Origin of the sequence: Methanomicrobium sp. W14 (genome assembly GCF_017875315.1) — an archaeon.
Taxonomy (GTDB): domain Archaea; phylum Halobacteriota; class Methanomicrobia; order Methanomicrobiales; family Methanomicrobiaceae; genus Methanomicrobium.
In genome coordinates this window covers 610,080-635,103 of record NZ_JAGGMM010000002.1, presented here as the reverse complement: position 1 = coordinate 635,103, position 25,024 = coordinate 610,080, and the positions used below count along the sequence as shown (strand labels likewise).

At 44.5% G+C, this 25,024-nt stretch carries 22 protein-coding genes; 6 read left to right on the top strand and 16 right to left on the bottom strand.

Features of this window, described 5'->3' with window-relative positions; genetic code table 11:
• Positions 1 to 90: 90 nt before the first annotated feature.
• On the top strand, positions 91 to 1,809 hold the full coding sequence (locus J2128_RS08940) for a PAS domain S-box protein (RefSeq protein ID WP_209690777.1): 1,719 nt from the start codon (positions 91 to 93) through the stop codon (positions 1,807 to 1,809).
• A 101-nt stretch (positions 1,810 to 1,910) separates the two neighbouring features.
• Positions 1,911 to 2,324 (top strand): hypothetical protein, encoded by a 414-nt coding sequence (locus J2128_RS08935; protein ID WP_209690776.1) that lies wholly within the window; start codon positions 1,911 to 1,913, stop codon positions 2,322 to 2,324.
• A gap of 145 nt (positions 2,325 to 2,469) precedes the next feature.
• On the opposite strand, the gene J2128_RS08930 is transcribed toward J2128_RS08935, so the two are convergent.
• The 16 genes from J2128_RS08930 to J2128_RS08855 all read right to left on the bottom strand — a co-directional run bounded on the left by J2128_RS08930 (position 2,470) and on the right by J2128_RS08855 (position 20,113).
• Complete coding sequence (locus tag J2128_RS08930) at positions 2,470 to 4,299, bottom strand: SLC13 family permease (protein ID WP_209690775.1); 1,830 nt, start codon at positions 4,297 to 4,299, stop codon at positions 2,470 to 2,472.
• A 53-nt stretch (positions 4,300 to 4,352) separates the two neighbouring features.
• A complete protein-coding gene (locus J2128_RS08925) occupies positions 4,353 to 6,371 on the bottom strand; it encodes a PAS domain-containing protein (RefSeq protein WP_209690774.1) in 2,019 nt (672 codons plus the stop codon).
• Between the two features lie 207 nt (positions 6,372 to 6,578).
• The gene (locus tag J2128_RS08920) at positions 6,579 to 7,328 is read right to left on the bottom strand and encodes an MIP/aquaporin family protein (RefSeq protein ID WP_209690773.1); all 750 of its coding nucleotides are present in this window, start codon (positions 7,326 to 7,328) and stop codon (positions 6,579 to 6,581) included.
• Between the two features lie 3 nt (positions 7,329 to 7,331).
• Entirely contained in the window at positions 7,332 to 7,541 is a 210-nt protein-coding gene (locus J2128_RS08915; protein ID WP_209690772.1) for a DUF2180 family protein, read from the bottom strand.
• A gap of 28 nt (positions 7,542 to 7,569) precedes the next feature.
• Entirely contained in the window at positions 7,570 to 9,066 is a 1,497-nt protein-coding gene (locus tag J2128_RS08910; RefSeq protein ID WP_209690771.1) for a DUF2193 domain-containing protein, read from the bottom strand.
• Positions 9,067 to 9,812: 746 nt separating this feature from the next.
• A complete protein-coding gene (locus J2128_RS08905) occupies positions 9,813 to 10,724 on the bottom strand; it encodes a DUF1848 domain-containing protein (protein ID WP_209690770.1) in 912 nt (303 codons plus the stop codon).
• Between the two features lie 161 nt (positions 10,725 to 10,885).
• Complete coding sequence (gene sepS, locus J2128_RS08900; protein WP_209690769.1) at positions 10,886 to 12,517, bottom strand: O-phosphoserine--tRNA ligase; 1,632 nt, start codon at positions 12,515 to 12,517, stop codon at positions 10,886 to 10,888.
• Complete coding sequence (gene twy1, locus J2128_RS08895) at positions 12,514 to 13,419, bottom strand: 4-demethylwyosine synthase TYW1 (RefSeq protein WP_209690768.1); 906 nt, start codon at positions 13,417 to 13,419, stop codon at positions 12,514 to 12,516. Before twy1 ends, sepS begins: the two co-directional genes overlap by 4 nt.
• Positions 13,400 to 15,064: an arginine--tRNA ligase gene (gene argS, locus J2128_RS08890; protein ID WP_209690767.1), complete on the bottom strand. Its 1,665-nt coding sequence runs from the start codon at positions 15,062 to 15,064 to the stop codon at positions 13,400 to 13,402. Before argS ends, twy1 begins: the two co-directional genes overlap by 20 nt.
• Positions 15,065 to 15,128: 64 nt before the next feature.
• Positions 15,129 to 16,400 carry a peptide chain release factor aRF-1 gene (gene prf1, locus J2128_RS08885; RefSeq protein WP_209690766.1) on the bottom strand — a complete coding sequence of 424 codons (1,272 nt, stop codon included), beginning with the start codon at positions 16,398 to 16,400 and terminating at the stop codon, positions 15,129 to 15,131.
• Positions 16,401 to 16,463: 63 nt separating this feature from the next.
• On the bottom strand, positions 16,464 to 17,381 hold the full coding sequence (locus J2128_RS08880; protein ID WP_209690765.1) for a S9 family peptidase: 918 nt from the start codon (positions 17,379 to 17,381) through the stop codon (positions 16,464 to 16,466).
• Positions 17,378 to 17,896 carry an NUDIX hydrolase gene (locus J2128_RS08875; RefSeq protein ID WP_209690764.1) on the bottom strand — a complete coding sequence of 173 codons (519 nt, stop codon included), beginning with the start codon at positions 17,894 to 17,896 and terminating at the stop codon, positions 17,378 to 17,380. Before J2128_RS08875 ends, J2128_RS08880 begins: the two co-directional genes overlap by 4 nt.
• A gap of 48 nt (positions 17,897 to 17,944) precedes the next feature.
• Positions 17,945 to 18,616 carry a 7-cyano-7-deazaguanine synthase QueC gene (gene queC, locus J2128_RS08870; protein WP_209690763.1) on the bottom strand — a complete coding sequence of 224 codons (672 nt, stop codon included), beginning with the start codon at positions 18,614 to 18,616 and terminating at the stop codon, positions 17,945 to 17,947.
• A 1-nt stretch (position 18,617) separates the two neighbouring features.
• The gene (locus J2128_RS08865) at positions 18,618 to 19,226 is read right to left on the bottom strand and encodes a radical SAM protein (RefSeq protein WP_209690762.1); all 609 of its coding nucleotides are present in this window, start codon (positions 19,224 to 19,226) and stop codon (positions 18,618 to 18,620) included.
• 33 nt (positions 19,227 to 19,259) lie between these two features.
• Entirely contained in the window at positions 19,260 to 19,664 is a 405-nt protein-coding gene (locus tag J2128_RS08860; protein ID WP_209690761.1) for a 6-carboxytetrahydropterin synthase, read from the bottom strand.
• 287 nt (positions 19,665 to 19,951) lie between these two features.
• A complete protein-coding gene (locus J2128_RS08855; protein ID WP_209690760.1) occupies positions 19,952 to 20,113 on the bottom strand; it encodes a hypothetical protein in 162 nt (53 codons plus the stop codon).
• Between the two features lie 694 nt (positions 20,114 to 20,807).
• Here J2128_RS08855 and J2128_RS08850 point away from each other — a divergent pair.
• The 4 genes from J2128_RS08850 to J2128_RS08835 all read left to right on the top strand — a co-directional run bounded on the left by J2128_RS08850 (position 20,808) and on the right by J2128_RS08835 (position 24,982).
• Positions 20,808 to 21,236 carry a 30S ribosomal protein S12 gene (locus J2128_RS08850; protein WP_209690759.1) on the top strand — a complete coding sequence of 143 codons (429 nt, stop codon included), beginning with the start codon at positions 20,808 to 20,810 and terminating at the stop codon, positions 21,234 to 21,236.
• A gap of 5 nt (positions 21,237 to 21,241) precedes the next feature.
• Positions 21,242 to 21,859 (top strand): 30S ribosomal protein S7, encoded by a 618-nt coding sequence (locus J2128_RS08845; RefSeq protein ID WP_209690758.1) that lies wholly within the window; start codon positions 21,242 to 21,244, stop codon positions 21,857 to 21,859.
• Between the two features lie 34 nt (positions 21,860 to 21,893).
• Positions 21,894 to 24,089, top strand: coding sequence for an elongation factor EF-2 (locus tag J2128_RS08840; protein WP_209690757.1), 2,196 nt, complete (start codon positions 21,894 to 21,896; stop codon positions 24,087 to 24,089).
• Positions 24,090 to 24,181: 92 nt separating this feature from the next.
• A complete protein-coding gene (locus J2128_RS08835; RefSeq protein ID WP_209690756.1) occupies positions 24,182 to 24,982 on the top strand; it encodes a hypothetical protein in 801 nt (266 codons plus the stop codon).
• Positions 24,983 to 25,024: the final 42 nt, after the last annotated feature.

Here is a 25,024-nt window from a genome sequence, read left to right as displayed (position 1 = left end):
ACTGCAACAGACAGATTTTTCTCTGTCACGGTTGATTAATATTAGAACTATAAAAGATCAAATTCAACTTTTTTATTTAAGCGGTGCCGGATGGAACAGGGATATCTTCCGAATAATAAAAAGATTACAAAATATTATCCTCTGATAATTGCTTTCACTTCATTTGCAGCGCTGGCTGCCGCAGTTTTCTGCATAATAAACGATATCAACATAATTTACCTGAATCTGTTTTACATACCGATAGTCATCGCATCTCTGTGCTACCCAAAAAAAGGAGTAAGTTTTTCTCTTTTGATTGTAATGCTGTATATTTTCATAACGACCGTTCTGACAGACGGAAATACCCTCATAATATCCGAAAACCTGTTTAATTCAGTTGTTTTTATTGGAATTGCAGGGATATCATCGGTTATCGCCCAGTCATACAGGGAGGACAGCCTCAAATACCAGCGTCTGCTTGACAACTCCGGGGCTGCCACTGCAATTATAGACAAAAACGGCAAAGTAATACACTGTAATGCTGACTTTGAAAATATTACGGGGTACAGCAAAAAAGAGCTTAAAAGAAAAATCTGGACCGACATTTTTGAAACGGGATTTTTCGTTGACAGAATTATTAAAGCAAGCCGTGCAGGCCCGTTGGACCCCGAAATAAAAAACGAAAAAATCGAAGCCCGGATTCTTAATAAAAACGGACAGATATACTACACTCTCGCGTCAGTGCACACAATAAATGAACTTTACATAACCCTTCTGTCTCTGATAGACATCTCTGAGAAGATAGAGGCGGAAAATGTTCTCAGGATAAACGAGGAAAGATACAAAAAGCTCTTTCAGCAGTCAACGGATGCAATTTTCATATCTTCAGCAAAAGGAAAAATATATGATGCAAACAACAGGGCCTGCACCATGACAGGCTATCCGCTTGAAGAACTCAGGCAGATTAACGTATCAGACCTTTTTTTACACCCGGAATGGCCAAAACACGAAGAATACACCAGTCTCCTGAAAAAAAAAGGGAGCTGTTGTTATGAAAGCAGATTTGTATGCCATGACAACACGGTAATCGATGTTGATATCCGTTCAGTCATAATTGACAGTAATACGGATGTTGCACAGACAATTATAAGGGATATAACTCTTAGAAAGAAAAATGACAATGCCCTTGCCATAGCCTCCAAAAAACTGAGCCTTCTGTCTTCGATAACAAGGCATGATATTTTAAATCAGGTTATGGTCGCACTTGCAAACATGGAGTTTGCCTGCGAAGAGGGGAACATAAATGATTCTTCGGTGTTTATAGAAAAAGCACAGAACTCCGTCAAAACAATCCAGAAGCAGATTGAATTCAGCAAAGACTATCAGGACATGGGTGGAAAACCCCCTAAGTGGCAGAACATAGAGCAGCTTATTGAAAGGTGCGTAACAAGCCAGAATGTTCCGCCGTCTGTAAATGTAACCACCAGTCTTTCGGGAGTTGAAATCTACGCAGACCCCATGCTCGAAAAGGTATTCTGCAATCTTATAGGAAATACCCTGATGCACGCCGGCAGGGTTACAGAAATTAATGTATCATACCGCGAAAGGGAGGACCATTTCAGAATTATATACTCTGATAACGGGTCAGGCATTCCCGACGAGAAAAAAGAGCTGATATTCAGGGCAGGATACGGGAGCAACCAGGGTTTCGGTCTATATCTTGTAAAAGAAATACTGTCAATAACAGGAATTGAGATAAAGGAGACAGGAATCCCCGGCAAAGGAACTGAATTTGAGCTTAAAATCCCTAAAACAGATTTCAAGACATAATAAATCGGTGTATTACCAGTGCAATTTTGCGCATAAAAAATACCGGACCTGACTGTTATAAAACCGCAACTTAAACTATATTTTAAGTTGATATTACTAATATGGAAGAGCTTCCCGAATATCAGATATGCTCCAAGTGCGGCAAAAGGAGTACTCCTTACATGGACAGGTGCTGGAACTGCGGACAGCCGTTTTACGTTGAGACAAGTTCTGAAGTCGCACATATTCATACTGAAACAGAAAAAGCAGGCGAAAATAAGGAACATGAGCCTGAAAAAATTTCACCATGCACTCTTGAAAAAATGGGATTTACGGACAAAATGTTTGCCTATAGCCTTTTATTCAGGGGAGAAATGGTCCTGGAATTCTGCGGATGCGAAAGATGCAGGGACATTTTCAGGGAAACTCTCGCATTTTTCAGGGAGGCTGACCCTGATAACGAAGATATAATGAATGAAGCCAAAAATACGGATATCAAAGGAATTATTCTTGATATTTCCGAATTTGGTCTGTAACTGACAGTTTCCATCCGGATTTTAATTTCAGACTTCACAAATTATCTCTTTTCACGCAATAAGTAAATTCATGTGACCTTTGCTGTATAAAAACTTCTTTTCAAAAATCATACTGCCTGCCCCTAAAGGGCAGTAAGGATTTTTCTTATACCTGGCAGAATATTACGTATACAAGGACCGTTGATATCACAAGAAAAACAAGAGTCATTCCAAGACCTGCCTTCACATAATCAGAATTTCTATACCCTCCGGGTGTTTTTATAAGAGCATTCACCTGGTGAGTAGGGAGAATGAATGAATTCGAGGCGCATATTCCTCCAAGAAGAGCAATGGGTCCGGGACTGTTGCCGGATGCCTCTGCAATTGATATGAACAGGGGAATAAGGACTACAGTAGCTGCAATATTAGACATTGAAAGGGAAAAAACCGTCATGATAATTCCGGCGGCAAAAAGCATCAGAACAAGCTGACCGTCAAAAATTCCGATTAAATTCTCCGAAATTAACTGTGCTGCACCACTGTTTGACATTGCATAACCAAGCGGCATAATACCCCCAATCAGGACAATTATTCTCCATTCTACGGCACGGTACGCTTCGTCAAGAGAGATAACACCGAAAACAACCATTGCAAATGCTCCCGCAAGAAAAGAGAGTGCAATGGAAAGACCTGCAAAATTCAGGGCAATGGAAAGGAAAAAACATGCAACGGCTGTCTTAACCTTGGTCTCACGGTAAGTTTCACCTTCTATCTGTGTCGCAACCAGAAAATCGTGCCCATGCGAAAGTGTCTTAATTCTGCTCCATCTTCCGTGCACAACAATCGTATCCCCGGCTTTAAGCGGTCTTTCGGAAAACTCAACATGCTCCTCATCAGGGCCGCTCAGGAGAATCAAAGGTTCGATACTGTAGATTTTCCGGAAGTTTATTTCCTGGATGCTTTTATCAATGGCGCTGCTCCTTGGCCTGACAATTATCTCGGCAAAGCCAACTATATCATTGCTCATAGATTCAGACAAAATACCCCCTGAGACAAAAGGAAGACCAAATTTTTCAGAAAACCTTTCAGCATCTTCACGCTTTCCCAGAACAGCCAGGATCTGGCCGTCTACAAACCTCGTGTTTATCCATGGTGCATACAGCACTTCACTTTTTTCTGACAATGCAATAAGATGAAGATTAAATTCTTCTGTCAGCCTCGCATCACCACGGGTAAGTCCGATAAGGCTGCTTGTACCTACAACCCGAAGGTAAAATATTGTCGAAACAATATGCCATGAATCGGCTATCTCCTTCTGTTCGGTCCCTTCAGGGTCTTTTCCTTTGGGAAGCACGTAATCTCCGAAAAAATAAAAATAAGCGATACCCGCAATCAAAAGAGCTATTCCTACAGGGGTCACGTCAAACAGGGAATATGGTGCATACCCTCCTGCAACGAGATAGTCGTTTACGATGATAAGAGTCGCAGACCCAATCATCGTAATCGTTCCGCCCGTAATTGCAGCATAACCTATTGGAAGAAGAAGTTTTTTCGATGGTATCCCGGCAATTTTTGAGATGCGCATAAGTGCGGGAAGAAAGAGTGCCGCGGCACCGATGTTCTGCAGAACCGAAGATATAAGCCCTTCAAAAAGAGAGACCGTCGCAACAACTTTCTTCTCTTCTTTCCCGGCAAAATTCAGGATTATTTTGCTTATGCGCACCATAACGCCGGTTTTTGTAATACCATACGATATTATCATCACCGAGATTACCGCAACTACGGCCTCGCTTGCAAAGCCTGAAAACGCCTCAGAAGGAGTGACAATCCCGGCAACCGCCAGAATAAGAAGAACAATTATGGCTATTGCGTCCGTTCTTATCTTTTCGGATGCGAAAAGCCCTATAGCCGCCAGAAAAACCAGTATTGTAAGGATTATGCTTATATCCGTAAAATGCCACACACCGCTTGAGATCTCACGCAGACTATAATTCATGGATATCCGTCTGAGGTAAAACAATACCTGACCAAAAATCCGTTCACATATTGTCAGTTGCGTTCAATGTAATATAGATCGTCCGGGATAATTATTTCAAATTTTGCACCTTTTTTGTTCTCACCGGTTTCACGGATTTCAATACTGCAGGCAGAAAGTATTTCGCGGGCAAAATATAGCCTGAAATCTTCTTTTTTATCGAACCCTTTATTAAATATCAATTCTTTTTCATCATCAGGAATAACGGCGCCGCTTTCACTGACGATTAGTTTTCCAAAACCTTCATATTCCTCAAAATCCAGGTGAATTGCCGTAGCATTTTCTGAATTTTTGCAGGAGTCTTCAAAAATACTGCTGAAAACGATAAAAAGAAGCGGCCCGACAAGCAGATTCAGGCGTGATACATTCTCTTCACATTTTACCGGAATACATTTTTTCTCTTCTGCAATTCTTTCTACCATGTCACAGGCATTCTGCCAGACTGGTTCATTCAGGCTTTCGTCCAGATATTCAAATGCAAATTTCAGATGATTTTCTATAGCAGATGCCGAACATGATATTGAAGATATGTACCCCTGCATCTCCGGGTTCTGCGAAAAAGCAGAATTTAAGAGCTTTGAATTTTCAGATATCAAAAGAGCCTGATTCATTACATCACGCCTGATGATATCAAGAAGCATCTTCAGTTTTTTTCTCGCTGCAGAAAGATTTTTTTCACTTCTCACAATGTAAGTTATATCCCTGTGTATACCGGATATTCTCAAAGGCCTGTTGTCCGGTCCTCTTGCGGAAATTTTTCCAGTACTCGCAATCCATTTCCACCGTCCGTCTTTGCAACGCAGCCTGAATTCAACGTTGTAGTTATCCCTCAGGCCTTTTGAGTAGTCATCAATGCATTTGAGGGCAGCGGGCAGGTCAGCCGGGTGGACGTTGTCACGCCAGAAATTCAGCACATTGTCGACTTCGCCTCTGGTGTATCCAATCATTTCGGCCCAGTTGTCATTGACCACCTGCCTTCTTGTCGCTATATCTGAATCCCATATTCCAAGCCCGGCACCATCTATTGCAAGAGACAGGCTTTCCTCGCTTTCAGATAGTTTTTTCTGGCTTTTCTTTAACATATCATTTGCATCGGCCAGTTTTTTGTTTGCTTCAATAAGCTCTTCCTCTGTTTTCTTTCTGACCGCAACAGCCCACATACTGTTTAAGAGCAGGTAAAGCTGTCTTCTATCGGAGTCATCATATGGAGCACTTTTATTTGCAACACATACAAAAATCACGGTTTTTTTATCTTCATAGAGAGGTATCCCCATATACCTTAATACTGAAGAAAAACCCACACTGCAAAGAGGAAGAATAATTTCATCCCTATCCGCTGCCTCATTTACGGTCATGCATGACCCAAAACTTATAAGTTTATCAAAAAATCCTGTGTTACCCTCTTTGCAGCATTCATTGCAGGACAAAACAGTTGTTTTTGAAATATCCCCATCCTTATTGCAGAATATATTCTTAGGATGGTCTGAACCGTCAAAAATTACGACATACCCGAAAGAACTTTTTGTAAGCCTCACGGACTCTGATACAGTATTGCGCACAATATCTTCAAACGTAAAGTCCTTCATTCCAAGAATTCTGTTTACGGCCTCCAGGCGCTGGCTGTCAAGAAAATGATCCTCATCGGATTTCTTTTTTTCAACAGCTTTTTTTATTTTTGAGGTCAGTTCCGCAAACTGCGGACCCGGAGCTCCCCCTTTCTGGACATAATAATCAACCCCCGATTCCAGGGCCTCAATAACTATTTCCTCCCTTCCCTTTCCGGTAAAAATCAAAAACGGAATTTCACTTCCTACGCTTCTTATATCACGCAGAAGGTCTACTCCGTTCTTTGACGGCATTTCATAGTCGGATACGACCGCATCATATGACAGATAATTTCCGGCTGAAAGCTTTTCAAGAGCGTCTTTTGCGGACAACGCTGTATCAACGGAAAAATCACCGTTTTTTTCGATAAATATTTTGCCGATTTCAAGAAGCGACGGGTCATCATCGACAAGAAGTACTTTCACCATTCCAAAAAAGGCACCTTAGTGAATAATGTACTGCCCTAATGAATAAGTTTTTTCCACAAAATTTTAAAATCAGTAATTGTCAGATAAAAACAGTAAAATGAGGACATATTTTCAGGTCTCATACTGCAAAAACCTAGTTTTAAAGGAGCATTAAAAAAATTAATATATTTTTTCCATATTATTATATTCTTCTTCCATACTCTGTTATCATGCCTCCTCTCTTGTAATCCAGAGATACAGGAATGCGGCTGCGACAGCACCGATTACAGGCCCTGCAACATATATCCAGTAGACCGACAGAACATTGGGACCTCCGAGCAGTAAATCCGCAACCATTGGTCCGAATGAACGTGCGGGATTCAATGATGCTCCAGACACATTTCCAAGGGTAGTTATTATCCCTGCAACAGTAAGGCCGATTATCACACCTGAAGCGGCAGGAGTTATCTTGTCATCTCTGGTAACTCCCATAATTACAGACATCAGCACAAAGGTCCCTATAATCTCTGCAAGAAAGGCTGAATAAACGCTTATCCCGTAAAAAGGAGTTGTGGCGCCAAGACCGCCGACAAAGACCGAAGCCTCGCTTGCAGACAGTGCAAAGAGAATGCTTCCCAGAAATGCACCCAGAAACTGCGCTACCAGGTACACTACCGTATCCTTTGCAGGGAATTTTTTTACAGCCCATAACGCAATGGTCACGGCAGGATTTATGTGGGCACCTGAAATTCTTCCGAATGCATAAATGGCGGCCATTATGGCGATACCGAAAGCAAGACCTATTGCAAGCCAGTCACCGAGACCACCAAGAAGCCCGATACCTACATTGAACGGATTTGGAGTATCCTCCCCGCTTGTGATCATAAGAGTTATGGATGCAGCTCCCGCTCCAAAGTACACAAGAAACATTGTGCCTATTGCTTCGGCAGTAAACCTTTTGCCCAGCGAAGCTGTCATAAGTCACCTCCTTTTGATGGCGTCATGACAGTACGGGCAAAGAATCCTCGGAAGAGTCTTTGATACCTTCGTCGAAGGGAAGGGGTAGCCCCCTTCCCAGACGTCCTGCTCTTCACGGATTGCATGCTTCATGCACAGGCCCATTCCGCATACGATACAAATTGCAACCGCATCCGTATCTTTTCCTTCTTCAGCACAAATATAGCATTTCACCTGCAAAACCCCCTGAAAACCTGAATTTTCAGACAGCTTCCCTGTACTGGCAGTATTCGTGACGGAAGTCCACGCATGAGGCTGAGGCGCAGTTCTTGCATGCACGTACAGGCGCTGCTGCAGTCTTCTTGTCAAGTGCAATCACATTTGTCATCATGGTTGCTGTTACAGGCTCGGATGTCAGAAGGCACGGGTAGTCCGCAAGGCTCATCATCGCAGCAAACCTCACGGTTATTGCACATGCCGGGTACACGTAGCGCTGCGGGTTTTGTATGACATCATTTTCCTGTATCGGTGTAAGGTCAACCGGAAGTCCGGAAACGTTCGGCTTCATCGGACTGCCCGACCCGTTTTTAGCCTTTCTTGCACGGTCCATGATGTTCCAGCCGCGGTATACCATATCCATGAAGTCGCAGTTGTGAAGCTCTGCCGCTGCACCTCTTGTCGGGTAGAGCTGGACGTAGTTGTGATACCTTCTCGTCAAAAATTCCACAACAGAAGGACCGTTGAAACCGTCAAGCTCAAGCAGGTACTCTGCAGCAGCTGCCGTTGATCCCGTCGCAACCGAGAGGACCTGATAGACACTCTTGAACTTCGAGACATTCTGGCGTAAAGTGTTCTCCATGACACCGGTTACGGCCTCAATTATCGCCATAACCATGTCATCTTTGCACATGTTGTATGTCGACTGTGCAATATGATGCGCAATATCTCCCACACAATACGCAGGAACAGTCACTATGTTTGCATAGTGTACGCCGTCGTCAATTGCAGCCTTTACGTAAGGCTCCATTTTTTTCCTGTACCCTGCCATGTACTTTCTGACATCAAACGAACTCTGGCCTGCGGAATCCATAAGGTCAGCCTGGGCTGCAACAGGGTTCTCGTAAATATGCTTAAGCTCGGCTATTTCATCGTCTACGGATTTTGCCAGAGTTTCACCCTTTTCAACGTCATGGGCAAAGACATCACCGACACCGTATGATGTGTTCATCCCCCAGGATTTTGCCGCAAGAATAGCTTTTTTGTGGTCCGCAGGAATGTCGGTCTTCGAAAGAATCCTGTTTACAACATTGCTTGTACTCCCTGGAATCAGGGCAAAGTCCACAACACATGTAGGCCCGTAGAAGCCTGCATACCTGCGTGCGGATTCACGTCCGATAAGAGCTTCGGACTTTCCTATCTGCTCGACAAACCTGTCAACGCTCTTTTTGAAGGACTTGTCCTCGTCATAGAGTATTTCAAGAATTACAGGTGTCTGATAATGCTCTACAAATGGGTCGTCTTCAGGCCGTACATAATCTGTAAGAGAAGTAAGTGTAGTGAAATGTGCATTCACAGAATTTACATGAAGGTCGATTACAGCCTTTGACTGCCCCTCTCCGACCGTCATTTTGTTAACCGCATCAACATACGGTTTTCCGTCACCGACTTTAAAGTCAGTACCCCTCTTTTCCCCTAGAATGGAGACATCAGCACGTTGAGCCCCCATTGCTTCGTCTATCATCTTTTGGTAAATTGACATAGGTTACACCCCTCCTATCAACGATTTGATGGTGCGCTTCTGTACTACATATAGTTAATCCAACAGCCACAGTTTACTACTTTTTGTTACTTTTAGGCATTGAGATGCCGATTTGCATTTCGATACTGCCCCGAAAGATATAGTTTTTAAAGAAATACGATAATGGATAATTTTTCAATAAAAAAGGATTTTATATGTTTTTCAAGGTTAATCCGAATAAATTTCAAAAAGAGTTTTCACCATGGTGAAGCATATATGCAGCATTTGCTGACGGAGTTTACAGGATTCCTTATATAATATAAAAGAAAAGACTTACAAACTTATAATCTGCCACCGCCACAGTGGCAGATTAATTGTAATTTCTGGTTTTTGGTCAAATACCCCCCTGATTAAAAATCAGGATATCTGACTTGTGATCAAGAGACAGAATTTGTTCTGTCAATATTATTTTTCGTTATTCAATTAATAAGGATTATTAATAATTATATAAAATTGATAAATATATCTTAAAACACAGAAATTATGGAAAAAATTTCTTTATATTAGTATATATAAAAAAATATTTACCAGGTTATTGCTATTAAAGGCACGATTTTGAAATATTTTTCAGAAAAACTGCCCCTGATAAAGGACATATTTCCACAAAACTGCTATAACCATCAGGCAGAAGAGAGTAATATCCCACAGGCAACTATTCAAAAATATGCAATTAAACTTTTTTTCTACAGCTTAACGACAGTAATTATTTAAGAAAGCGATTCTTTATGCGGATTTTTGAGGTACTGCCTGTAATTTTCCATTGCAAGGAGAGGGTTTCTGTTTGCATAACAGTATGAACACAAGTGAACGCACGTGTTATACTGGCCTGCATCAACTGAAGGAATACAGCCGCACATGGGCCGCTGACCCCTGTCTTTCCCGCTGTTTTTCATAAGATAATCATGCATTTCCGGAGTATGGCATATTCTGTCAATTAATTCCGGGTCAATGCACCTGCTTCTTTTTATTCCGTATTTTGATAAGTCTTTTTTTTCGGCACAGGCTGATATTGAATAATTCCACCTGCGGTTTAAAGCGGATAGTTTCTCTGAAAACTCTTCCATTTCCGACTCTTCAAACTCACGCACTCCTGCAATTCCCTGTTTTTTCAGGTTCAGTTCTACACTTCTGTACATATCGATAAAGCTGAACACCATTCTGTGAGTATAACCAAAAATTTCATCGCCTATATACTCAGTGCGTTCAAGAAGAGTGTCAATGGTTATAGTATCCGAGAGAATCAAAGGGTCGAACCTCCAGACAACCCTGTCACTCCCCGAGATTTCAGAAAGCTTTTTGAATGTTTTTACTCTTTTGTCAAGAGAAGGGACATTTTTTTCATAACCTTCGCGGTCATAGTCGTTCAAAGTATACTGAAAATAGTATCCGATGTTTGTTTTATCGAAATATGAAAGATTTTTAAGGATTGGCCCAGGGTTTTTCGTCCAGAACACTATAAACCTTGTATTTTCAAAACTTACCCTGTATGGTTTTCCGTTGAACGGGTTCACCTTTATAAGGTACCCTTCTTTGAGCCTTTCAATAATCCAGTCAGGGTAAAACGCAGGTATATCGGTTGCACGGCCTGCCGAGAATATGACCGGTCTGAGTTTGTCCAAATAAACCGTCCCCCTAATTCAGATTTTCCCGCCAGTATTTCAACGGAAAACAAATCAAAGATAAATACTGCTCTGTAAAAATATGAAAAGGCATTTTTCCGCGGCCGGTTACGATAAAATATTGAATATTATAGAAAGAAGAAGTCACCCTGAAGGTATCTTCACTCCTCACTGCAGTTGCAGTCATCACAGCCGCATTCGCATTCGGACTGCTCAATCTCCCACCTGACTGCCGTAAACACCGGGCCTCTTACATCTATCTTTTTGCTGTTGTCGGTTATGTATCTCATTGCCCACGGCTCGATTTTAAGGTTTATTTCGGACGGCACTTTTATCATTTTGAACTCTGTGCTTCCGTTTTCGCAGTAGAATACTGCCTCCTCTATCTTCGCCGCCGCAAGGTTTGCCGCCGCATCTATGAATGAAACCTGTGCGTTTACTCCCTTTTCACGCTGTTTTTTGTAATTCGGCGTATCAGGAAGACCAAGAATTCTCCCGTCCGCAACAAAAACATCGTTTAAAGCGGCAGGGCCAAGAAGCTTTGAGTTCTCCTCGTCTTCATAGACGTAAACTTTAACTCTACACCCAAAATCGAAATCAACATCGCAGGCCAGAAATTCGCAGGGGCCCGGGGCAGTTGCATTTTCACGTGCAGTTTTTGCGACCGCTTCAGCGATTTCGGCACCTTTCAGCGTCTTCGGAGACTCCTTTAGGGACACTGCACGGGCTATGTCAAGGTCTGAGTAGTCCTTGGGGAAGAACTGCGGATAAGTCATCGCCCTCATGTCGTCTGCGCCGTATTCTATCATTGCAAGGCGTTCGACACCGAGACCGAGGTTCATTACAGGAACCTCGACGCCATATGCCGCAAGTGAATGCGGAGAGTACATCCCGAAAGTTGCGACCTCAACCCAGCCATGCTTCGGGTGTTTTGCATAGACTTCCGTCTGCGTATCGGGAATATAGTATTTCGACCTCTTGTCGTCAGGCCTGAACTCAAAGTCCGTGAAGCCGAACGCCGACAAAAGTCCTGCGGCAACGGCCTTTCCGTTCTCCACGTTCGCATCATCGCCTGCAATGATGCATGACGCTGAATGATACGCCATAAGGCGTGTAGGCCCTTCCTCCTGTTCGCGGCGGAAACAGCGGTCAACTGAGAACTGCTTTATCGGAAGCGGCACCTTGTCCCAGACTTCACCAAGAGTTATAAACCACCCGGAGGTCATATGCGAACGGAGCGTGGTTCTGGAGGATTCGGGGGCAAGTTCCCTGAACTCAGGGAACACCTCGTCCATAATTTTTACGACAAGACCGTCATCAGTCCCCATAACTCTGGCAATTTCATGAGTAAGCTCGTCTCCGTCAATCTCGGACTTCTTGTAGCCGTGAAGCGTCTTTCTCAGGTTCTCCTCGGTCTCAGGGTCAAGCTTTAGGCCTGTTATTTTTTCAATCTCGGAGACCTGTTTTTTTCCTATGCCTACGTTAGGCCGCGGAAGACCCCCGAGGTAGAACACCCTGTCCAAAACCGCAGACGCCTCAGGCCCGAACTGCTTATAGACGTCAGCCTCGTCTATGAAAAGAGGGACACGGGCCTCGTCAAATCCCATCAGAAGATAGGCCTCGCGAAGCCTCTGAATAGTCTCCGCAACAGGATGCTTCTTCGCCGTTCTGTAGATGTTTCTCGGGTACTTTTTTAAAAGAGGGACTACCTCCTGAATTTCCGCACCCTTGTGCCAGGCCTCATCAAAGTCCGATTTGGCCAGCTTCCTGAACAATTCTCCGTCAAATCTCATATCTCTCGCCGCTTCATACATACAACCCTTGATACAGGGCTTTCATCAATTATTTCATAACCACAGTATTTTGAGATTTCCAAAGCGAAATCACGTACATAACTATGCTGCGGCATATTCTCCTGCTTTAGTCTCCACCTGCTGTGTCCGACAAACATATATCCCTTAACCTCTATGAAGTCTGCGCCTGACATCTCGTACATGTCGGCATAGTCTTCGGCACCGAAATCGTTGAATCCCTTAACAACCGTCGTCCTTATTGCAGAGCGCCTGTCTTTCAAGAGAAGAAGGCTCTTTTTTATATCATCCCAGTAGTCCTCGTCAGGGTTACAAAGCGAAAGGTAAGTCTTTCTGTCTGGTGCATCCAGAGAGACGTATGTCTGGTAAGGACGGCACTTTGAAAGCATATCAGGTTTAGTGCCGTTTGAGACCAGAAATGTTGTGTTGCCCTTCTCTTTCAGCATCTCTATAAGTTCAGGGAGCCTTGAGTAGAGAGTCGGCTCACCGGACAGGGATATTGCAATCATATCCGGATTAAGCGCCTCGTTCCACAGTTTCTCCGTTGCTGTGCTTGAATCCAGAATCCAGTTGTAGCCTGCAAGAGATTTTTTCTGGAGGGCATGCATCCTCGAAATTATCAGTTCAGGCGGGCATTCCTCTTCTTCTTTCACCTCGCACTCCATAGAGCGCCAGCAGAAAAGGCACCTATGGTTGCATTTGAGTGTCGGCGTCATCTGGACACAGCGGTGACTTGAAATTCCGTAAAATTTGTGCTTATAGCACATGTCCCCGCCAGTAAGTGCCCTTTTGTTCCACATGCACGGCTTAAGAGCTGCCGAGGACTTCTTTGAAAAAAACTGGTATCCCTGTTTTTCAAGGGACTTACATGCTTCTGACTGCATCTATTCCTAGAGTTGTTAAGGCTTCACAGAGGGTGTTCCTGGTGGCTTTCACAATGGTAAGCCTTGAATTCCGGAGTTTTCCCTCCTCTTTCAGGACAGGGTTATACCTGTAGAAAGTATTGAAAAGGTCTGCAAGGTCACGTGCATATATAGCCAGGACATGCGGGCGCAGGTCCTTTGAAATATCATCGATAACCTTAGGGAACAGTGCAATCTTTTTTACAAGCGCTATTTCCTGTTCGCTCTCTGCATCAAAGATTTCCTCAAACTCACCTGCCTTATCAAGAATTGAGCAGGCACGTGCATGGGCATACTGGATGTACGGGGCACTCTGCTTTTCAAAGTCAAGAGCCTCCTTCCAGTTAAACACTGTAGATTTCTCCTGGGAGACACGGATGACGTCATACCTTACCGCTCCGGTTGCAACAGACTTTGCAATTGCATTCTTCTCTTCCTCAGGAAGGTCAGGTCTTCTCGTATTCACCTCTTCGTAGGCACGTTTTGTGACCTCTTCTATCAGGTCGTCTGCGGATATGAACTTGCCAGCACGTGTACTCATCGAACCTTCAGGAAGTGACACAAACTCGAAGAAAACGATTTCAGGAGCTTTGTCTCCAAGAAGTTTCAGGGTCGCCTGGAGCTGCCTTCCTATCAGTTTGTGGTCAGCACCGAGGACATCTATCACCCTGTCACTGTTCTCACCCTTCCACTCGTGATACGCAAGGTCACGTGCAGCGTATACAGACGTTCCGTCTGAACGCCTCAGGACGTATTCCTTCTCGAAACCGAACTCAGAAAGGTCAAGAGAAAGCGTTCCGTCATGTTTTGCCTGTGGGAGGACATCGATTCTGTGAAGGACATTTACCATCAGCCCGTTTCTCACGAAATCGCTTTCATGCACAAAACGGTCGTGTGGCGCATTGAGAGAGTGCAGAGTCTCCTTCATCCCGTCAAGGCACAGCTTTACGGCACTTCTGAACTCCTTCACGGTCTTTGGATCACCCTTTTCGACAAGGGCCATTCTTTTGTCTATTTCGTCCTTTATCGAAGGGTCGTCCTTCATTCTTTTGTTGGCCTCAACGTAGACATCCGCAACGTACCTGTCCCCCTTCTCACCTTCCTTTCTTTCGAGATGAATATTATCAAAGCCCCATGAAACGATTGCGATCTGACGGCCCATATCGTTCACATAGTACTGAACGTCAACTTTGTATCCGGCCTTCCTGTAAACTCTTGAAAGAGTATCCCCTATAACAGAATTTCTGATGTGTCCGACATGGAGAGGTCCGTTCGGGTTGGCACTTGTATGCTCTATACATACGCGTACATTTTTGTCAGGGAGCTGCCCATATCCCGGTTTTAACGCATCTTTTATTGTATCCGACAGATAAGAACCGCCGAATATAAAATTGATGTAAGGCCCTTTTGATGATACCTCAACACCCGACGAAGAAAGCTCTTCTTCAAGCTTTTTACACAAATCTACTGCAATCTTTGCAGGATTTTCCTTCCTTTTTTTGGCAAGGGAAAACGCTACGGTAGAGGCAAGATCGGCATGGTCGCCGCCGTCCGTCAAAAGGACGTCATCCTCACCGGACACTTTTTTTAACGCGTCCTCAACCTTCTTGTATGTCTCAAAAAACATAACCACTATTCACCTGAATTTTCCAAAAACAATCATTAAATTTGGAGATATTTGTTATTTAAACTTAATAGCCTGTCCTGTACCTAAGAATTGCGGCAATGCCTCCGAAAGCGTTGTAAAGCATGGCACCTTCCTCAAAGTCATCGGAGATTATCATCACACTGGTGTTTCCGGCATCCGCAAGCGCCGCGAGTTCATCAATTATGTCGGTCTCTTCCGAGATATACAGCGGAGCCGAGCATTTTGGGCATATTCCAAGGTCAAGTTCTGACATTTTTTTGCCAGGTAAGACATTTACCGTTTCTTCACGCGAATAGTCGCAGTTCTGGCACTGAATTTTTATCCTCGACTCTCTAAGTACGCTTGATAAAAGAAGCGTATCTACTGCACTCAGTTCCAGGTTTTTCCTGACACTCTCCTCTCCGTATGATGAAAGACCGTCGTCTTTTACAAGCTCCTTGAAGAACCTGTCCATTATGACCTTTTCCTTCATCACTTCGACACCCCTGAGAGCGTCGCTTGCATTGTCGACAAGCTCGGCAAGGCCGCTTTCGTTCGTATAGGAGACGTCGAAAAGTCCTATGACCCGCTTCTGGAGTTCGTGATGAAGGTATGCGCCCTCGTAGAACTCGTCTTTTGTAGGCGTCGGCCCACCGATAAGAACACCCCTGAACCTCTCAAAGAAATCAGGCTCTGCAAGGAATATATCATTTGCACGGTCTGCAACTTTCTTGTAGAACTCGTTTATCGCAATCAGACGCAACCTCTGGAAACGCATTGCGGACTGACCACCCTTTCTCTGTTTTCCGGGGACGGTCGAAGTGACGCCTGACATAGGCTCGATTCGGTTTCCACGCAGAAAACCGATGTAGGCTTCCCTTCGGTCAATCACTATAAGTCCGTAGACCTCCTTTTCGACGAGCATCTGCTCTAAAGGCTCAAGTTCGAAATTCGAAGAGCACCTGTACATATAAAGAGATACAGGTTCGGGCGGCTCGATTATCGTACAGTCCATCGATGTCCGGTCTCCCCCGAGTTTTACACTTCCGCAGAAGAGAGCCATTCCGTTTTTAGGTGGGTGATCGTAATATTTCAGTCGTGAAAGGATGGATGAGATTGCGCTCTGGACGTTCGTCCTCGTCTGCTTGCTTTTAATATTTGCACACTGCCCATACTCATCACGAAGCTGTGCGGTTACATCGTATATCTGCTTGTCCGGTGGTATGTATATTGAAATAAGCTCTGTGCCGCTGCCTTCCTTTTCGCCGAGTTTTTCCAGAGTTTTTTTGAATTCGTATCGCTTTCTTGCGCTGTCAAGCTCAACTTCGTCTTCCATTAAATTAATCCTCTCATCCTTTATCCCGTAAGGAAACTTTACTACAATTCGACCTGTATAGCATTAAGCCTTAGTATAATTTGAAAGGAGTGCTTCTATATAACTGTCAACCTCTCCGTTTATACCGTGCGTACCGTTGAACGAGACAAACGTCTTCGGTTCTGATGCATTTTCATAAAGTTCATAGCCGTACTCAAAGTCGATTATGTTGTCGTTTGGTGCATGAAATATTACAACAGGCTCAGGAGTCATGTTTCCTATGTATGTGTACGGGTTTATGCTGTTTATGAACCTGTCAACCTCATCCCCGTTTACGCCTTCGTCATAGTCGTACCCGGAAGTTGATACACCGAAATACCCTGAGAAACTTTTGTCCGACCCTGCTGCAACCGCCGCATACCTTCCGCCGTTTGAGGAACCCATTGCATAGACAGGGAAGCCCTCACCGTAAATCTCCTTAAGATAGTCCTTTGCGGCAATCATATCGAACACTATCAGGTAATTCTGGGGAATTCCTCCACCGGAAATGACGTCCAGGTCTTTCTGTAAATTAAGAGGATATCCAGTGGTTTTCCCGCCGTTTCCGCGGACATCCACAACCATAAACGCAATTCCCGATTCCGCATAGGCTATGGAGCGGTTAAGATGCGAGTCGGCACTTACTCCTGCCCCGGGGGCAAAGACAATTCCTGCAACAGGGTCTTTCGGCTCTGCAAGGAGTGCGTACACGCCAGTTGAATCATCACCCTTCATCAGGATTTCAGACACTTTAACCGAACCGTTTTCACCGGCATTCGTGACATTTCCCAGGGAATACGAGTAATCAACTTTTTCAACGTTCAAAACGCCGGCGCCAGACACCGAATAAGAAAATGTGTTGTTTGCCGGCACTGCCTTCGTTTCGGGTGAAGTGCACCCTGCACAGAGAACAAATACAGCAAAAACTCCGAAAACCACCAGAAAGGGAATTACTTTTTTCATTCCGCATTCATCCCGAGACATTTGAAGGCAAGGCAGATGGTTTTTGCGTCGACAATTCTTTCGTCCTTTATCATCTCAAAGACTTCAGACCTGCTGACTTTTACAACCTCAATAACCTCGTCCTCATCTTTCCTGAATTCATCGGAAGGCGTGAAATTGTGGGCTTCATACAGGAATACGGTCTCGTTCGTAAAACCCGGAGTCGTATAAATGTAGCCTTTCGGGATGAACTCTTCCGCCTTAAGACCGGTCTCTTCTATGAGCTCACGGCATGCAGTCTCACCGGGCTTCTCATTCTCCTCCATCGTGCCTGCCGGCGCCTCGTAGATATACTTATCAATCGGATACCTGTACTGCTTTATCAGGTAACAGTATTCATCATCCGTAGGGAGTATGGCAACGGCACCCCCGGGCTTTACGACGATTCTCTCAAGCGAGACTCCTCCGGGAAGTTCTACCTCCACACGTTCAACCTTAAGCCTCTTGCCGCTATATATGTCGTCAATCTTTTTCATATTCAACCAGCACCAAAATCTGCTACAGCTATAAAAATGGTCAACAGCTTATTTCATATATTCTATCGGGTCTTCGACGCCGATTTCCTCGAAGGCCTTCAGCCTGTAATAGCAGGAGTCACACTTTCCACATGCGGGGAAATTGCTCTTGTAGCACGACCACGTGTCTTTATACGGGACGCCGAGCTTCATGCCTATTTTGAGGATTTCGGTCTTGTTAAGGTTTACAAAGGGTGTCATAAGCTTAATGTGGGTTTCATCGGAAGTCCCCAAATCGATAACCTTCTGGAAAGCTTCTACGAATTCAGGCCGGCAGTCGGGATACCCCGCGTAGTCAGACGCCTGGACACCTATAAATATAGCCTCTGCACCCCTTGACTCGGCGTAGCTTGTCGCTATCGAGAGAAGATTCGAATTTCTGAATGGGACATACGTATTAGGTATCTTTTTCTCGTCAGTTTCGTCACTGTGGTCAAATACGGTCATTGAATTGTCAGTTAAAGAACTCCCGCCGAATTTTGTCAGGTATGAGAGGGATATTTCCATAAACTCAGGTGCATTGAGGGATTTGGCAATCTTTTTTGCACATTCAAGCTCTTTTTCCTCTGTTCTCTGTCCATATCTTGTATGAAGGGCCAGTATATCATAGCCCATGTCCTTTGCAAAGTAGGCAAGAGTAGACGAATCCATCCCGCCCGACATAAGACAAACTGCTTTCATTTCATTTTACTCCTATTACCTTGTGAAGCTGCACCTGAAATTTTACAGGCAACCGGTGTTCTATTACATAATCTGCAATAATCCCATAATCACATCCCCATACAGGAGATATGAAGATTTTGGCGATAAATTCTTTGTTTTCAATTACGCCGCGTGCGTACTCGCAGTCGTTTATGTCCGCGACCACAAATTTGACCGAGTCGTCAAAGCCGAGATATTTCAGGAGGGAAAGATCACTTTTCTCACCTGACGAAGGACATTTAATGTCCATGCATATAGTTGCATACTCCCTGCACAAAGCAGGATTTATAGTGCCGTTCGTCTCGATTTCAATAATGAAACCTTCATCATAAAGACTTTTCAGAAGGGGCAGGAGATCATTTACAGACAGGAGAGGCTCTCCTCCTGTGACACATACATGCGGTGCGCCAAACTCCCTTACTTTCTCAAGGATTTCAGAAGCACCCATTTCAGAGCCGGCAGTATGTGAATAAGAAGTGTCGCACCACCTGCAGTGGAGGTTACACCCGCCAAGGCGTATGAATGTAGTTACAATACCCTGGTCAGGACCCTCCCCCTGGAGGCTTTTGAAAATTTCAACGACTTTCATTTTTGGATAACTTTCCGGGAATAGATTATATTTTCAAGGAGTCCACTCGGCAAAACAGGAAGTCGACTCCCAGATGCGGCATTTAGTAACCCTTGCAGCTATTCCGAGTTTACTGCACTCTTCTTCCACTTCCTTTGCCATTCTTTCGGCCATAAGCTCACTTGTAGGGTCTCCATCGGTCGTAACGACCTCCTGAAATTTTGAGAGGCATTCTACCATAGGGTCTTCTGTGTTGAGTATGACCTGGTGATCATAGCGGCCCACGACCTCCTTTATCATATTGTAATCTACGAGGATATTCGAATCGGCCGTTGTATCTCCTTCAACCCAGAACTCCGCCCTCCACTGGTGACCATGAAGGCGGAAACACTTTCCATTGTAATGAAGAAGCCTGTGGCTTGCCTCAAAATATGCTTCCTTATAAATCCGGACACTCATTTTATATCACAGACACCTGAAAACCCAACTGCAATTTTCCACGGACCAAAGACTCCTGAAAACAAGGTCAATTATCCGGCAGACGCAAAGAGTTTAATCTAGTGTAATTACTTTGTTTTGAATGAAAGTAAAACTTTAGTTGCAGGACCTTTTTTTTATTCCTGAGCTCCCTGCCCCGGTCACCGGTTATTTATTTCAGTCTCTGAATCAATTCTTTCAAGACCCTTTTTTATTAATTCAAGATCTTTTCTCATTTCCTCAAGTTCATGGCTGTGTTTGATTCCGGCTTACATAAGACAGCTCAGCCACTCCCTCATACGCAATATGAAATACGTGACAACGCAGAAAAAAGCGACCTGCATAATTACAAAAGAGACGGAATAAATGACTTCTGCCGAAAACTCGCTTTCAGATACAAACAAAACCAGAACAACGGATACTACTGCCACAGAGATAAAAAGAGCAGAAATAATAAAAGATGAGTAATTATTTTCAGATATTAATTCTCAACCAGTCCTTTTTTAATATTCCCGGGCCTGTACCACAAAAATGCGCTTTGCCAGGACATATATATTACAGGTTTTATTTTCAGAATACCCTGAATTTATTGAAATAAAAAGCATCCTTACCTGAAAATAATATAAATAAAAAGTTTCTGCATACCACCTCGCGCACCATCAGGTGCATAAAATGTTTAAAAAAACAGAATAAATGCATGGAGAAGGACAAAAATAGCATGTTTCGCAGAAAAGTTTCTATTTAAAGAACTTTTAAAGTGCAATATAAATGCTTGTATCCTTATCAGGCACATATAAACGGTTGTTTCTTCAATAGGGGATGGAATGAAAGTTTTTTCCTGATTCCCTCCGGGCCTCCGCGGATCTGTCCTTCAGGCAGGAGCTAATATCTTTAATACTATTCAGGACCTAAATTTAGGGAGAAGTCTGATATAGATTGGCAGCGGCGGTGAGGACAGCGGGTTGGTATCTACCTGTTTTCCGTGAATTTTGGATGAATTCGCCTCGCTTCTCTTAAAATTTGATGGAATTACTCTGTAGCCATATCATATCAATTTCGCGCGAAATTCGCGCATCATCAAGAGGCAGAATTAATGGATTTTTTCCATCTGATTGAGGTGTTCAATTGGGAAACGGTAAATTTGCAGCAAGAAAGTGTAAGCGCGACTCTAAAAACAACAGATGGCGCGATGTAAACTATTCAAGGAAAGCCCTTGGTCTTGACATAAAGTCAGACCCGCTTGAGGGCGCACCTCAGGGCCGCGGGATTGTCCTTGAAAAGATTGGTGTGGAAGCAAAACAGCCTAACTCGGCTATTCGTAAGTGCGTCCGTGTACAGCTCATTAAAAACGGTCGTCAGGTAAGCGCATTTGCAGTAGGAGACGGTGCAATCAACTTCATAGACGAGCACGATGAAGTCACAATTGAGGGAATCGGCGGACGTCTGGGCCGTTCGAAGGGTGATATTCCTGGTGTCCGTTACCAGGTCACGGCTGTAAACAACGTATGCCTTCGCGAAATGGTACTTGGCAGAAAGGAGAAACCACGCAGGTAATCTTTATGAGCGCAGAAGAAATCGCACAGGAAAATGAGACTGCCCCAATCGAAGAAAAGAGCACTAATCTTCTCTTCAACAAGTGGGACATCTCTGAAGTAAAGGTAAATGACCCGGGTCTTGTCAGGTATGTCAGTGTCAACTCTCTTATAGTGCCGCACTCTTGCGGAAGAAAACAGAAGCAGCAGTTTTCAAAGTCTGAAATGCTCATTGTAGAGCGCCTGATTAACAGACTCATGCAGACAGAGCACAACACGGGCAAAAAAGAGCTTACTTCACGTATTGTGGAAGAAGCTTTTGATATAATAAACAAAAAGACAAAAAAGAACCCTGTTGAAGTGCTTATAGATGCAATTGCAAACTCCGGGCCAAGGGAAGAGACCGTCCGTCTGAAGTACGGTGGTATAAATGTCCCGAAGTCAGTGGATACTGCACCGCAGCGTCGTATAGATACTGCTCTTTACTTCATTGCAAAAGGCGTAAGCCAGGCAAGCCACAAGAAGAAAAAATCAGCATCAGCAGCCCTTGCAGACGAACTTATCGCCGCTGCCGCAGGGGATACACGCAGTTTTGCTGTGGCAAAGAAGGAAGAGCGTGAACGTGTAGCCAAGTCTGCACGTTAAATTTTTTTAGCAATACTTTTTTTGGTGTTTTAGGATGACCAAACGAAAACAGATGGTAGAAAGAGTTACAGAACTGATGGGAAAGCCTGAACATATCAGGAACATCGGTATAGTAGCTCACATAGACCACGGGAAGACTACCCTCTCTGACAACCTTCTCGCAGGTGCGGGGATGATCAGCGAGGAGATTGCAGGAAAAGCCTGCTGGATGGATTCGGATGAAGAAGAACAGGCACGTGGAATAACCATAGATGCGTCGAACGTATCAATGGTACACGAATACGAAGGCGACGAATACCTTATCAACATGATTGACACGCCGGGCCACGTCGACTTCGGTGGTGACGTTACACGTGCAATGCGTGCAGTTGATGGTGCTGTGGTCCTTGTCGACGCTGTAGAAGGGACAATGCCGCAGACTGAGACTGTTCTCCGACAGGCATTGAAAGAGGGTGTAAAACCTGTACTTTTCGTAAACAAGGTAGACCGTTTAATCAACGAACTTAAAGTTGATGAAATGGAGATGCAGATACGCCTTGGAAAAGTAATAGACAAAGTCAACAAACTCATCAAGGGAATGAGCGAAGAGGCCTATAAAAACGGGTGGAAACTTGACGCAGCCGAAGGAACGGTTGCATTCGGGTCGGCATTATATAACTGGGCTATATCCGTTCCTTTCATGAAGAAGAGCGGAGTTTCGTTCAAAGATGTCTATGAGAAGTGTAAAGCCAACGATATGAAATGGCTCGCAAAGAAAAGCCCGCTGTGCCAGGTCGTTCTGGACATGGTCGTGCGTCACCTTCCTGACCCGCTTGAATCCCAGAAACGCCGTGTTCCTATTATCTGGCATCACGGTGACCCAAACACAAATGAGGGTAAATCCATGCTTTCATGCAACCCGAACGGACCTGTATGCCTGATGGTAACAGACATCTCGTTCGACCAGCATGCCGGTGAAGTCGCAACAGGCCGTCTCTTCTCCGGAACACTCAGACGCGGAACAGAGTGCTACATCATAGGTTCTGGGCAGAAGGCAAACCGTATAACCCAGGTAGGTATCTTCATGGGTGCCGAAAGGATTGAAGTGGAGGAGCTTCCTGCAGGAAACATTGCAGCTGTAACAGGCCTTAAAGACGCAATCGTCGGTTCAACGGTCACAAGCATAATGGATATGACTCCGTTTGAATCCCTCCAGCACTACTCGGAGCCTGTAATGACAGTCGCGGTAGAAGCAAAGAACATGAAAGATCTCCCTAAGCTTATCACGGTCCTGCGTCAGGTAGCAAAGGAGGACCCGACTGTTAAGGTCACAATCAACGAAGAGACAGGGGAACACCTGATCTCCGGTATGGGAGAACTTCACCTTGAGGTTATAACCGGCCGTATAGTACGTGACAAGAAGGTCGATATCGTAACTTCACCGCCTATCGTGGTATACCGTGAGACTATAACCGGTACTGCAGGGCCTGTCGAAGGAAAGTCCCCGAACCGCCACAACAGGTTCTACATCGAGCTTGAGCCTGTTCCGGAAAACGTCGTAAAACTTATCAAGGACGGAAAAATCTCGATGGACCTTCCGGCACTTGAAAGACGTGACGCCCTGACTGAAGCAGGTTTTGACAAGGACGAGGCAAAGAACCTTACCGCAATCGAGGGGACAAATATGTTCTTCGATATGACAAAGGGTATTCAGTACCTCAACGAGACCATGGAGCTTGTTCTTGAAGGCTGGCGTGAAGCCCTTGCAGGAGGACCTCTTGCAGACGAACAGGTCCAGAACGTCAAGATAAAGCTTGTCGATGTAAAGCTACACGAGGATGCAATCCACCGTGGTCCTGCTCAGGTGATTCCGGCTGTAAGAAGCGCTGTTAAGGCAGGTATCCTCCTTGCCGGAGACTCACTGCTTGAGCCTATGCAGTACCTCCAGATAACCGTCCCCCAGGAGCACATGGGCAGTGCAACCGGAATGATCCAGGGTCGCCGCGGCCAGGTTTCAGATATGAGGTCAGAGGGGGACACCATAACAGTTGTTGGAAAAGCGCCTGTTGCACAGCTATTTGGTTTTGCGGGAGACGTGCGTTCTGCAACGGAAGGCCGTGCAATGTGGTCCACTGAGTTTGCAGGCTTTGATATAGTTCCGGCAGGAATGCTCAAGGACGTCGTAAAAGAGATTAGGAAGCGTAAAGGCCTAAAGGAACAGATACCTGAGCCTGCTGACTATCTCGCATAATATTTTTTTACTTTTTTACCTGATTTACTGAAAAACCTGCTTTTTGAACGCCCGGTTTTATAAATTATTAGCTCCACTCAGTACAACACCGGATGACTGCCTGTAAATATCAGCCTTACACTCCCAAAAATGCCGGGGAAGTCGTTTTCTGGTGCAAAAAAAACGGCCTTATAGCAGTTCCATGCAGGCCAAAATCAAAGGCACCACTTGGCATAATATCAAGAAAAGGAGTCTACGGCAAAAATCCCCCTGGCGAAAGGGAACTTTTGAAGCTTTATGACAGGCGGTCCTTCGGTAAAACGGTAAGGGACTCTTTTCACGTACCCTCACCGGAGAGGATTAACAAAATACGGGATTTCTGGGAAAAACCAAATACAGGTAAACTCGACTATACAAAAATAAGCATCTCTCTTGATATGAATTACCCGACAGACGACGGGTATACTGTAGCATGCGTTGATATAGACAGCGACAGCCACATTTTACTTGCAGATGAGGATGCTTTTTCAGAGTGCCCGCTTATTGCCGGAAAAAAGGGCGGAAAAATTTTTTTCAAGCTTGACAGGGAAAACTCGGTGCCAAGCCCGATAGTCCAGTATTCAACAAAGGACAATCTCAGCCTTCCCGGACCAAAGCAGGAATCAGCATTAATAGAGCTTTTTACAGGGCACAAGCATGCACTGATATATGGTGAACACCCGGACAGTACAACAGAAGATCCTGTGATATACCACTTCTTGAGGGGATTTGAATGCAAGGTTCCGGTTATAACATGGAAAGAGACTACTCAGTGCCTTAAAGGCTACGCAGATAAAAACGGCCTTGCAATAAGGATGACATCAGAGGTCATGCCATACGACCAGACAACACTTTCAGACTGGAGCAGTTCCTGAAAAAGACCCTTTTTTAATGGTTAATGAGTTAAACTGTCAAAA